Consider the following 12,047-nt stretch of genomic DNA (forward strand, 5'->3'; position numbering starts at 1 on the left):
TGTCTCAGCAATACCAGTGGAGTAAGTGGTCTACCTGGAACAGGTACTCACAGCAAGCCCCCAGGTAGCTTGCAGGGATCTCGCAAGGACGCGCGGCACTGTCGGTGACACAGCACCGATAGGAGTCTCACCATGAACACAGCGTCACTGAAGAAGAGGTGGATGGTCGTCGCCGGCCTGATGGTTGCCGTCCTCGGCTTCGCCACCGCCTGCTCGGCCTCGACGTCCGCATCGTCGACGCCGTCGTCGACCCCGTCGTCGTCCTCGTCGTCGACCGCGCAACCGCCGGGACCTGGTGGAGCGGGCGGCGAGGGCGGGTCCAACGCTCGATCGGGCGCGGCCGCGGGTGGCACCGCCGGCACCATCACCGAGGTGTCCGACACCGGCTTCACGCTGACGACCGGCGCGGGCCAGGCTGTCACCATCACCCGGTCCGACTCGACGACGTACCTGAACGGAACAGCCAAGGCCACCGCAAGCATCGTCGCCCAAGGCGCGACCGTGCTGGTGCTCGGCACTGCGAACGGGACCGCCATCACCGCTGCCCAGGTGATCGTCCAGTCGGCAGACGTCGGCAGTACGGCGGCATCCACCGCGGCCGGCGTGGTTCCGTTCGAGCGCGGTGCGCCGAGTGCGGCCAAGCAGGCCGGCGCGATCCCGGCGAACTACACCGAGGGATCCGGAACCATCGTCAGCGGGGACACGGCGTACAAGGCGACCGAAGCCGCCCTCGCTGCCTACCCGGGTGGCGTCGTGGATCGTGTCGTCCAGCTCAGCAGCGGTGAGTACGAGGTGCACTACGTCGGCGTGAACTGGCCGCACCACATCTTCGTCGACGCGAACTTCAAGGTGGTCGGTGCCTCGTAAAACGTAGGCTCGTGGGTATGACCACCCTGGCAGACCTGGAACTCGACCCGCATCCCGCACTGGCCGCTGTCCGGCCGGTCGGCTGGGTCGATGCGCTCCAGGGCTGGGTGGTCACCTCACGCACGCTGGCCCTCGCGGTCCTGCGCGATCCGGAGACCTTCACCGTCGACGACCCGCGCTTCTCCACGGCTCAAGTGGTCGGTCCCTCCATGCTCTCCCTCGACGGCTCGGCCCACACCACCCATCGGGCTCCCTTCGAGTCCCCCTTCGGCCTGGCAGAAACCCGCCGCCGCTTCACCCAACCGGTAGAACAAACAGTCGCCGACCTCGTCACCGCACTCCGGGCCACCGCCGCCGTACCTGGTCTGCACGGCCACCCTGAACGCCGGTCCGCCGATTTGCGGACGACGCTGGCCGGCCCGCTCTCCGTGGCGGTCGTCGCGTACTCGCTCGGCCTCCCCCAGGCTTCCGCCGCCACTGTCCTCGACTGGTACACCGCGATCTCCGACTCGGTCACGGGCGTTGCCGCCGGCCGCGCGGTCACCCCCGAAGGCGCGGCCGCCTTCGCCGAACTCCACAAACACGTTGCCTCAGGCATCGAATCCGACGGGCTGCTGTCCACCGCCGCCCACGACCTGACCATCGACCAGGTGGTGGCGAACGCCGCCGTACTGATGTTCGGCGGGATCGAGACCACCGAGGGCATGATCACCAACGCCCTCTGGCATCTCCTCACCCACCCCGACCAGCTCGCCCTCGTCCGGGCCGACCCCACACTCCTCCCCAACGCCCTCGAGGAATCCCTCCGCCTCGAACCCGCCGCGGCCGTCGTCGACCGCTACGCGACCCGCGACATCGAGCTCGCCGACGCCCACATCCGCCGCGGCGACCTCGTCGTCGTCTCGCTCGCCGGAGCCGGCCGCGATCCCGAGATCTTCACCGACCCCGACATCTTCGACGTACGGCGAACCAACGCGCGCCGCCATCTCGCCTTCGCGAGCGGCCCGCACATCTGCCTCGGCATGCACCTGACCCGACTCGAAACACAGACCGCGGTCGCCGCCGTACTGGACCTTCCCGACCTGCAACTCCAGCCCGACTCACCAGCCCCTCGCGGACTCGTGTTCCGCAAGGTGCCCGCGCTCAACGTCGCGTGGAAGGGATGATCCCGTCCGGCGTCAGGACAACGGTCCACAACCCGGGGCTTGAACAGCAACTGGGGGCCTTGAACAAGGTATTGCCTGTTCATGCCCCCCACTGGGGGTACGCACCCACACGTCAGCGGGAGTGCCCATTGAGTTCAGCTGAAGAAGACGTCGTAGCCGAGGCGGAGGATCAGGCCGGAGACGACCACCAGGAAGACGACGCGGACGAACTTGCTGCCGCGAGCCACCGCCGTGCGCGCTCCGAGCAGACCGCCAACCATATTGGCCGCGCCCATGATCAGACCGAGCTGCCACAACGGCGCGCCGTGCAGAGCGAAGATGCCGATCGCGCCGAGGTTCGTGGCCACGTTGGCGATCTTGGCCTTGGCGCTCGCCTGCAGGAAGTTGTACCCGAGCAGTCCGACCAGTGCGAAGATCAGGAACGAACCCGTACCCGGCCCGACCGCGCCGTCGTAGAAGCCGATCACGACGCCGACGCCACATGCCGCGAGATAGTGCTCGCGCCCGTCGAACCGCAACGCGGTCCGCGCCCCGAGCGTCGGCTTCATCGCCGTGTAGATCGCGACGCCGAGCAGCAGTACCAGCACGATCGGCTTGAACCACGACATCGGGATCTGCGTCGCGACCAGCGCCCCCGCCGCCGATCCGAGCCCGGCCAGGATCGCGAGCGGGATCACGGTCCGCTTGTCCGGCCGCACCTTGACGCCGAACGTGACCGCGCTCGTCGCCGTACCGAACAACGACGAGATCTTGTTGGTGGACAGGATCTGCGCCGGTGAGGCGTTCGGCAGCCCCAGCAGCATCGCCGGGAGCTGCAGCAACCCTCCCCCACCGACCACAGCATCGATCCAGCCCGCCGAGAAGGCGGCCAGCACGAGAAAGATCAGGGTCCAGGTGGAGATATCAGGCACACGCACCATTCTCTGGTAATGCCATTGTCCCGAACAACCTTTACGTGACCCATCCCACCTCAGCGCACCAGTACGGCGGCCAGCACCTCGCGCAGCTCGGATTCCGGATCGACCGACGCTCCGGCGGATCGCCAGGCCACGAACCCGTCCGGGCGAACGAGGGCGGCGCCATCCCCCTTGATTCCATAGGCCCGCCAGTACGCACTCGAGGCCCCGAACAACCCGGACGGCCTACGGCTACTGGCGTGGGGCGGCCTCGGGTACGCCAGACAGTACGGCGGGTAGTCGTCCACCGCGTCCGGACCAGCCTCCGATGCAGATCACCAACCCCGCGCCGATCGGCTGCAACGCTCCGTCGACGAGATCCGCGCCTTACAAACGGCTGGCACATTGCCCGCGGAGCTCGACCCAGCCTGCCTGCTGGTCATGCTGATGGGCGCGGCCATCCCCCCGTGATCGAAGGTCTCGGCCAGACCAACCCCGGCTCCCCCGAGTTCATCCGGTACTACGCCGACCAACTCGCCGTACTGACCACCCACCTCGGCCTCGCCCTAACCTCCCAACGTCCGAACGATCGGAGACCCGCTCTCCGGATTTTCGGACGTTGGGAAAGACCCAGAGCTAACGTCCGAACGATCGCAGTACGTGGTCGGCGTGTTTTCGGACGTTAGCCGAGCTCCGTGCGGTCGGGCTCGCTTTGTGGATACCTACTGCCGCTAGGTGGCAGTAGGTACCCACAAACCCGTACCCGGGGGCGACTCGACCGCAGCACTCCATGAATATCCGACGACCACGCCTTCGGATTCATCGCACATTGGCACAGCAGCAGCCTGATCGGCCGCAGCCTCCTCCTCCTCCCACCACCACCGGCGCCGGCGCCGACCCGCGCCGCATTACGGGCCGCCTTTCGCCTTGCTCACCTCAAGCCGCACTCCCTGGCAATTAGTCAAGATCTCTTGTACAAGATCCATTGCAACCCTGAAAACCACCACCTCCAGCCGGCACCTCCAGGCCAACCCGCACGATGTATATCCACTTTTGGCGTGCAATCGATGTGACGTTTCCCCTTGTGGATAAGGCATTCTGGACTCACGGCGATTTGGCGAGGAGCGCATGGCGGCGTAATCTCGAACACATGTTCGAGGGAGATCTGAAGACGCTGTCGACGCGCGACCTACTGGAGTCGTGCGCCGATACCCAGGCGGCTGAGCAGGACGCCGCCGCGCGGCAGCTCGAACATGCCGTGGAGTATGCCGACCGTTTCCATCCTGATGCAGTCGCGGACCGCGCCGACTGCGCGGCCCGGGTGGAGCGCCGAGCCGGCAATGGTCGTGAACGTGCCGTGGTGCTGGGTGGTGATGGATGCCCACCAGTGCTGGAGTTCTGTGTCTCCGAGTTCGGTGTCGTGCTGGGGATCTCTCCCGGGGTGGCTCGGGACCGGATTGCCACTGCCTTGGCGCTGCGGTCGCGATTCCCGTTCCTCTGGGCGCGTCTCCTCGATCGCAAGGCGATCGCCTGGAAGGCCCGCAACCTCGCCCGGGACTGCGAGAAGCTCTCTCTGGAGGCCGCGCTGTCCGTCGACCGCGAGGTCGCACCGATCCTCGACACCATCTCCCCCACTCGCCTGGCCAAGATCATCAAGGCCGCCAAGATCCGCGCCGATCCCGCGCGGGCCAAGGCCGAAGCCGACGCGAAGGCCAAGGAGCGCGGTGTCTGGATCAGCCACACCGACGAACACGGCACGAAGACCACCGTCATCAAAGCCAGTTCCGCTGACACACGACGGCACTACGCAGGCCTCAACGAGATCGCCAAGGCCCTCGTACTCCTTGGCGACAAGCGCGGTATCGATGCCCGCCGCGCCACCGCCGTCGGCATCATGGCCGATCACCCCTATGCCAACGAACTCCTGGCCCAAGCCCGCGCCCACCACCAAACCACCCCCACCCCAGAGCCCACTCCCGCGTCAGAGCCTGCTTCCACCCAGGCCCCGGATCCAGCTTCTGCCCCAGCTCACACGCCGCCGCCGACCGACGGCCTCGCCCCCGCACCCGCTCACCGTCGGGCCGCGGTCACCGGGGGGCCGGCACCTGCGTCTGCACCCGCACAGGCTTGCAAGCCGTCGGGTGACGACGACTTGAGCTGCCTCGACGTCGAATCTCATCCTGATGACGAAGCCGATCGCGACGCACCCCACCCGAGCTTCAGCGATCTCCCCGACCCACTAGACCAACCTTCGGCCTACGCAACCGAACCGTTCGACCTGCGACCCGACACCACCACCGACGGTGAGCCGATGACGGTCGACGAACAGCGGGCACTCACGGCCCGGCTCGCCCAGATCAAACGTGACGCGTACACCCGCGACCGCGACCGGCATCGAGACTGCCGTTGCGGAAACACCTCCGGCAACCCTGCCGGCGAATGCTGTGGCGGCGGATCGGACGATCGATCAAGCGACCTTGCCCGTGGTCGCTCTACCCCGCCACGCCCCGGGAAGACCGAGGTGTACGTGCACCTCACCGACCACACTCTTGCCACCGGCACCGGCGTCATCCGTGCCGAAGAGATCGGACCGCTGCTGGCTGCCCAGCTCACCGAAGTCGTTGGCTACGGCCCCTACATCGTGAAGCCCGTCATCGACCTCAACAAGGCAGTGAGCTCCGACCCCTACGAGGCCACCAACCAGATCCGCGAGCACATCAAGCTCATCCACCCTGCCGAACTGTTCCCCTACGGCACCCGCGAAACCACCAACAGCATCGATCTCGATCACATCAAGCCCTACGACCCCCTCGGGCCACCCGGTCAGACCAACACACAGAACCTCGCGCCGCTGGGCCGCTTCGGTCGCCGCGTCAAGACGCACGCCCGCGGCTGGAAGGTGCGGCGCATCGACCCCCAAACCATCGAGTGGACAACACCCCACGGCTTCGTGGTCCGTGTCGATCCCACCGGAACCCAGCCCGTGCCCACGCCCCCATCGGAGTCCAGCCAATGACGGAACTCCCGCCTACCTATCTCAGCCCTGTCCGCCCAGCTGGAGGTGAACCTCATCCAGAGTCGTCGAGGCCCCTAGATCCTCGGTCCAATCATTCAGCGGGCGGTCGCCCGTCCACCGCGGGACCAGGTGGAAGTGGAGGTGGAAGACCTCCTGACCGCCGGCGACGCGGTTGGCCTGGAGCACGCTGAGACCGTCGGCCGGAAGGCGGTCGATCAGCAGCCGCGAGGTTGCCTGCAGGGCTGCGGCCACAGCAGTGATGGCCTCGGCGGCACCGTCCGAGGTCAGGTCGACGACATGAGCACGCGGTACGACGAGAGTGTGTCCTCGGCGCAGTGGGCGAATGTCCAGGAACGCCACTGCCCGGTCGTCCTGGTGGACGAACCGGGCAGGGAGGTGTCCCGCGATGATGCCGCAGAACGTGCAGTCCACTGAGCTCAGCTGCGGACCGTGGTGACGAGGTGCTCGACGACGTCGGCAACCGGGACGTCGGCGCGCTCGCCGGAGCGGCGGTCCTTGACCTCGATGGTGCCATCGACGAGCCCCTTGCCGACCACGGCGATGGTCGGTACGCCGATCAGCTCGGCGTCCTTGAACTTCACGCCGGGGCTGACCTTCTCGCGGTCGTCGTACAGCACGGTGAGACCGTGCGACGCCAGCTCGGCGGCGATCTCGGCCGCCTTCGCGAACAGCTCGGGGTCCTTGCCGGTGGCAACGAGGTGGACATCGGCGGGAGCGATCTCGCGCGGCCAGACCAGGCCGAGCTCGTCGTGGTTGCCCTCGGCAATCGCGGCCACCGCGCGGGTGACACCGACGCCGTACGAGCCCATGGTGACCGTGACGAGCTTGCCGTTCTGGTCGAGCACCTTCAGGTCGAGCGCGTCGGCGTACTTGCGGCCGAGCTGGAAGATGTGGCCCATCTCGATCCCGCGCGCCGACTCCAGCGGACCGGAACCGTCCGGCGCGTCGTCACCGTCGCGCACCTCGGCGGCCTGGATCGTGCCGTCGGCGGTGAAGTCGCGGCCGTGCACCAGGTTGATCACGTGGAAGCCGGTCTTGTCCGCACCGGTCACCCACGCCGAGCCCTCGGCCACCCGTGGGTCGAGCAGGTACCGGATCTTGGAGGCGTTCTCCGAACCCAGCACGCCCGGCCCGATGTAGCCCTTGGCCAGCGACGGGTTCTTCTCGAAGTCGGACTCCTCGAACGCGACGACCTCGGCCGGCTCGACCTGCGCGCCCAGCCGCTTCTCGTCGATCGCCCGGTCCCCCGGTACGCCGATCGCCAGCGGCTCGCGGGAGCCGTCCGGGTTCACCAGCATCACGATCACGTTCTTCAGGGTGTCCGCGGCGGTCCAGTCGCGACCGTCGGTCCGCGGGTGCTTCGCGTTCAGCGCGTCGACCAGAGTGTCGATGGTCGGGGTGTCCGGGGTATCGACGACCTCGGCCGCCGGGAGGGCGGACGCGTCGACCGCCGGGGACTGCGCGACCACGACGGCCTCGACGTTCGCGGCGTACCCACCGGCGGAGCGGACGAAGGTGTCCTCACCGTTCTCGGCGATCGCCAGGAACTCCTCGGAGCGCGATCCACCCATCGCCCCGGACATCGCCTGGACGATCACGTAGTCGAACCCGAGCCGGTCGAAGATCTTGATGTACGCCCCGCGGTGCGCCTCGTACGACGCGGCCAGGCCGGCGTCGTCGATGTCGAACGAGTACGAGTCCTTCATCACGAACTCACGCCCACGCAGCACGCCGGCCCGCGGCCGGGCCTCGTCGCGGTACTTGTTCTGGATCTGGTAGATCGACAGCGGCAGGTCCTTGTACGACGAGTAGAGGTCCTTCACCACCAGGGTGAACATCTCCTCGTGCGTCGGGCCGAGCAGCATGTCCGCGCCCTTGCGGTCCTTGAGCCGGAACAGGTTCGGCCCGTACTCGGTCCAGCGGCCGGTCGCCTCGTACGGCTCGCGGGGCAGGATCGCCGGGAAGACCAGCTCCTGCGCGCCGATCGCGTCCATCTCCTCGCGGACGATCCGCTCGACCTTGCGCAGCACTCGCAGGCCGAGCGGCAGCCAGGTGTAGACACCAGGCGCCGTACGGCGGATGTAGCCGGCGCGGACGAGCAGCTTGTGGCTCGGGACCTCCGCGTCCGCCGGATCCTCGCGAAGGGTGCGGAGGAACAGCGACGACATACGCAGAATCACGGGAACTCCAAAAGAGATGGAACAAAAGGACGTCTTAGAGGATATCCGTCTCCCGGACCTCGCCCGACCAGTTATCCCCAGGCGGGTTGTCCCCGGGCCTCATTTCGTTTCGCGGGAGGCTTTCAGCGCCCATTTGATCAGCGGCAGCTGGAGCGGCAGCCGCGTCCAGCCGATCGCCTTCGCGCGTGCCGACCCCTTGCGCTGCAGGTCGGTCGCCATCTGCACGTTGGCCGGGAACACGGCCACTAGCAAGCCCGCACTCGCGAGGCCCGCGAGCCTCCGCGTCTTCGGGTGCAGCAATCCGGCCGCACAGGCCAGCTCGGCAACTCCTGACGCGTAAACCAGTTCCTTCTTCCGCGGCAACGCCTTCGGCACGATCCGCTCGTACGGCGCCGGCCGGGCGAAATGGAGGACGCCGGAGACGCCGAACAACACTGCCAGGGCCGTGGTGGTCTTGCTACGGGACGCCATAGGCGCCACCTTACTACCGGGTAATCAGAACAAGATGGTGGCAAACGTCTCGACGGTCCGGAAGCCCACCCGCTCGTAAGACCGCCGGGCCGGAGTGTTGAACGCATTCACGTAGAGCGTGACCACCGGCGCGATCTGCCGGGCCAGTTCGACCACTGCCGCCATCCCCGGCGCGGCGATCCCCTGCCCGCGGTACTCCGGGTCCACCCAGACGCCCTGGATCTGGCACACCCCGGTGCCCACCGATCCGACCTCGGCCTTGAACACGACCCGGCCGTCCTCGATCCGCGCGAAGGCCCGGCCGGCCCGGATCAGCTCGGCCACCCGCGACCGGTAGAAGGTCCCGTCGGGCCCGGTCTGCGGCGGTACGCCGACTTCTTCGGTGTACATCGCGACACACGCCGGGTAGAGGATCGGCAGCTCGACCGGTTCGACCGCGCGGACAAGTGGATCGGGCTCGACGGCCGGCGCGCCCTCGATCACCATGAACGGCTGCTCGCCGCGCACCTCCCGGGCCGGACCCCAGTGGGGTTCGAGCGCGGTCCACAGCAGGTCGACCGAGCGGGCCGGGCCGAGGATCTGGAAACAGTTCCGCCCCCGGCGCAGCGCGTACGCCGCGAAGGCGCGTAGCGCGGGATCGTCGGCGCCGACTGGAACCATGTTCCCGCCGGCATGACACAACGCCTCGAGCACGCCCTTGTCGACGTACCCCCAGACCTCGGCACCACGCCGCGGATCGAGTCCGGAGGCTTGCACAAGACTGTCGACGAACACGTTGACGACCGGGTCACGGGCGATCACCGCGCGCGCCGCCGCGAGGTCACGAGGACCGAGAACCCGTACGCCCACGCGCAGAACCTAGCGGATGAATCACCCAAAGGCACTTAACGGGGGTGCCGCAGCGGTGAGGTCCAGGCCACAATGACGCCGACGAAACTGGCAGTGCCGACCAGCACCATCGCGCTGCGGATGCCGACCTGGTTGCCGAGCAACCCGCCCACCAGCGCGCCCAGCGTCCAGCCGACTGCCCAGGACAGCATCCGGCCGACCATGTTCACCCGGCCGAGCAGATGCTCCGGTGTGACCTGCTGCCGGTAGGAGACCGAGTTGACGATCACCAGCACGTACGCCGAACCCCAGACCAGCAAGGCGAACGCGGCCACCACCCAGTCTGGCGACAGCGGCGCAAGCACTCCGATCACTGCGGACGCCGGGAGCGCGTAGAGCGTGATCACGGCAGGCGTGCGGCGTTTCAGCAGCCGCGGCAAGGCGAGTGCGGCGATGAGCCCACCGATCCCCCACGTCCCCCAGACCAGTCCGAAGCGGAGTCCCGACGTACCGACATGCAGCACGCGGTCGCACCACACGACCATCAGCGCCATGAACCCGCCGCCCGCGAAGGACTGCAGGCTGCCCACGATCGTCATCGTCCGGACGCCCGGGTGGCGGACCAGGTAGAGGACTCCGTCGGAGATGTCCCTGAGCACCACCCGCGGCCGCAGCGGCGCTTGGCCGTCGCGCGGCTCCGACATCGCCCGTACGATCCCGCGCACCGCCAGTGCGGACGCCACGAAGCTCAGAGCATCCAACGCAAGCAGTCCGGCCGGGTTGAGCACTGCCAGCGACAGTCCGACCAGTGGTGGCACGAAGAGCTCGATCAGGCTGGAGGTCGACCAGACTGCTGAGTTCGCTTGTGCCACACGGGCCCGGCCGACCAGCACCGGGAGTGCGCCGAAGTTCGCGCCGTCGAAGAACGTGTAGACCGCCTGTACGACGAAGGCGACCGCCAGCACCTGCACAACCGTCAGTACCCCGAGCAACTGCGCTACTGGCACCGATCCGATCAGTACGGCGTTCACCAGGTCGGCCGTCACCATCACGCGCCGCCGGTTCCACCGATCGGCCAGTGCGCCCGCAAACAGCCCGGTCACCAGGTACGGCGCTGCCTCGAGCGCAGTCACCGCAGCCGTCAGCACGGTTGAGCCACTGAGCCGGTAGACCAGCACCGGCAACGCAATCGCCGTCGCCATCGACCCAGTGATCGACAGCGCCCGCGCCAACCAGTACCGCCGGAAGTCCGGATCGTCGCGCAACCGCACTGGCGGTACTGCTGTCGTCATAGCCCGAGTCTCATCCACATCAGCTCGTCTCCGAGCTCCCGATCCGGAGTCGTGAGCGGCGCTCCGAACCCGTAGGCCTCATAGAAGCCGATCGCCTTCGTGTTGTCGACCATGACATCGAGCAGCAGCTCCGGCGTACCGGCTGGGAGTGCTTTGACCGCAGCGTCGAGCAGTGCCTTGCCTGCGCCCTTCCCCTGCTGGCCCGGTAGTACGTAGAGCTTCCACAGCACCCAGAAGCCGTCGTTCTGCCCAAGACCAGCCATGCCGATCAGTACGCCGTTCTCCTCGGCCACCAAGGTGATACCGGTCCGGATGCCGCGCTCGACCGCCTCAGGCGACCACCACTGCGCTAGCCCGTCGGCGATGAACTCAGGGGACGCCAGACCGGCGTACGCGACCGGCCACGTAGTGAGCCCGATCTGCCGCACCGCGTCGACATCCGCGACCACAGCCCGCCGTACGGCGATCATCCGCGGACAACGACGGTTTGGCCGTCCGGGTCGGTGATCTCGAGAGTGTCGTCAACGCGGGTGGCCTTGTGACCCGCAGCTGTCAGCCGCTGGAGTACGTCGTCCAGCGGCTCAGTGGTGGTGAACTCCAACCGCACCTCGTCGCCGGGCGAACCGAACCGGAAGGTGTCAGTCAGTCCGAGCACGGTCAGCAGCTTCTGCCACCCTGCCTGGCTCGCGGCGTCCAACAACGGCGTGAGCGTCACACGCTCGTCCGGACGGCCGCCGCCCAGCTTGTAGCCGTACAGGTCGTCGTTGCGCTCGTCGATCCAGAGGCTCTCGCCGGCCGGTCCCGACACGCGCAGCACGCGCCCATAGGCCTCGTCCCAGATCGCGACGTCGCCGTACCCAGCACGCTCCAGGGCGTCCTTCAGCCGGTCGATGTCAGCGGCCTCGAACGACAGCCGCGTCTGACCCTGCTGGCCACCGGTCGAGCTGGACGCCGCGCTGTGCAGGGCGACCATCCCGCGCCCGGCCAGCATGTCCACCCAGCCCCCGCTTTCGGACTCGAGCCGTGACTGCAGCCCCAGCGTCTCCAGGAACGCCCGCATCTCCGCCACCTGGTCCGTGAACCGCAACGGCCGCACCACCACGTCACTCATCCGCGTGCCTCTCCATGCTTGTCCAGGTACTCAGTGAGGGCCTGCTCGACCAGAGCCGACAGACTCGCCGCCTCGTCGATCGCCTTGTGCTTCACCCGCCGCACCAGCCCGGGCGGCAGGTACACGTTGAACTGCACCTTCTTGTCACCGTCACCGCTCATGGCTATATTGCTAGCATCCTAGAGAGCTACCAGTCAAC

General features: G+C 67.6%; 13 protein-coding genes. 3 read left to right on the forward strand and 10 right to left on the reverse strand.

What is annotated here, in order from left to right:
• Positions 1-132: 132 nt before the first annotated feature.
• Positions 133-867: a hypothetical protein gene (locus tag ACFVWG_RS05285; RefSeq protein WP_391541881.1), complete on the forward strand. Its 735-nt coding sequence runs from the start codon at positions 133-135 to the stop codon at positions 865-867.
• A gap of 17 nt (positions 868-884) precedes the next feature.
• The gene (locus ACFVWG_RS05290) at positions 885-2,033 is read left to right on the forward strand and encodes a cytochrome P450 (protein ID WP_391541882.1); all 1,149 of its coding nucleotides are present in this window, start codon (positions 885-887) and stop codon (positions 2,031-2,033) included.
• A gap of 134 nt (positions 2,034-2,167) precedes the next feature.
• Here the strand turns inward: ACFVWG_RS05290 and ACFVWG_RS05295 are convergent, their stop codons facing one another.
• Positions 2,168-2,953 carry a sulfite exporter TauE/SafE family protein gene (locus ACFVWG_RS05295; protein WP_391541883.1) on the reverse strand — a complete coding sequence of 262 codons (786 nt, stop codon included), beginning with the start codon at positions 2,951-2,953 and terminating at the stop codon, positions 2,168-2,170.
• A 50-nt stretch (positions 2,954-3,003) separates the two neighbouring features.
• Positions 3,004-3,237, reverse strand: coding sequence for a hypothetical protein (locus ACFVWG_RS05300; protein ID WP_391541884.1), 234 nt, complete (start codon positions 3,235-3,237; stop codon positions 3,004-3,006).
• 842 nt (positions 3,238-4,079) lie between these two features.
• Between ACFVWG_RS05300 and ACFVWG_RS05305 the strand changes: the two genes are divergently transcribed.
• Positions 4,080-5,945: a hypothetical protein gene (locus ACFVWG_RS05305; RefSeq protein WP_391541885.1), complete on the forward strand. Its 1,866-nt coding sequence runs from the start codon at positions 4,080-4,082 to the stop codon at positions 5,943-5,945.
• Between the two features lie 21 nt (positions 5,946-5,966).
• On the opposite strand, the gene ACFVWG_RS05310 is transcribed toward ACFVWG_RS05305, so the two are convergent.
• The 8 genes from ACFVWG_RS05310 to ACFVWG_RS05345 all read right to left on the reverse strand — a co-directional run bounded on the left by ACFVWG_RS05310 (position 5,967) and on the right by ACFVWG_RS05345 (position 12,009).
• Complete coding sequence (locus tag ACFVWG_RS05310) at positions 5,967-6,377, reverse strand: HIT family protein (RefSeq protein WP_391541886.1); 411 nt, start codon at positions 6,375-6,377, stop codon at positions 5,967-5,969.
• Between the two features lie 5 nt (positions 6,378-6,382).
• Positions 6,383-8,146, reverse strand: coding sequence for a proline--tRNA ligase (locus ACFVWG_RS05315; protein WP_391541887.1), 1,764 nt, complete (start codon positions 8,144-8,146; stop codon positions 6,383-6,385).
• A gap of 99 nt (positions 8,147-8,245) precedes the next feature.
• Positions 8,246-8,617 (reverse strand): DoxX family protein, encoded by a 372-nt coding sequence (locus tag ACFVWG_RS05320; RefSeq protein ID WP_391541888.1) that lies wholly within the window; start codon positions 8,615-8,617, stop codon positions 8,246-8,248.
• Positions 8,618-8,641: 24 nt separating this feature from the next.
• Complete coding sequence (locus tag ACFVWG_RS05325; protein WP_391541889.1) at positions 8,642-9,466, reverse strand: GNAT family N-acetyltransferase; 825 nt, start codon at positions 9,464-9,466, stop codon at positions 8,642-8,644.
• Between the two features lie 35 nt (positions 9,467-9,501).
• Entirely contained in the window at positions 9,502-10,737 is a 1,236-nt protein-coding gene (locus ACFVWG_RS05330; protein WP_391541890.1) for an MFS transporter, read from the reverse strand.
• Positions 10,734-11,207 (reverse strand): GNAT family N-acetyltransferase, encoded by a 474-nt coding sequence (locus ACFVWG_RS05335; protein ID WP_391541891.1) that lies wholly within the window; start codon positions 11,205-11,207, stop codon positions 10,734-10,736. Before ACFVWG_RS05335 ends, ACFVWG_RS05330 begins: the two co-directional genes overlap by 4 nt.
• Entirely contained in the window at positions 11,204-11,848 is a 645-nt protein-coding gene (locus tag ACFVWG_RS05340; RefSeq protein WP_391541892.1) for a VOC family protein, read from the reverse strand. Before ACFVWG_RS05340 ends, ACFVWG_RS05335 begins: the two co-directional genes overlap by 4 nt.
• Complete coding sequence (locus ACFVWG_RS05345; protein WP_391541893.1) at positions 11,845-12,009, reverse strand: CopG family transcriptional regulator; 165 nt, start codon at positions 12,007-12,009, stop codon at positions 11,845-11,847. Before ACFVWG_RS05345 ends, ACFVWG_RS05340 begins: the two co-directional genes overlap by 4 nt.
• Positions 12,010-12,047: the final 38 nt, after the last annotated feature.

This window comes from Kribbella sp. NPDC058245 (assembly GCF_042882005.1).
In the GTDB taxonomy this organism is placed as follows: domain Bacteria; phylum Actinomycetota; class Actinomycetes; order Propionibacteriales; family Kribbellaceae; genus Kribbella.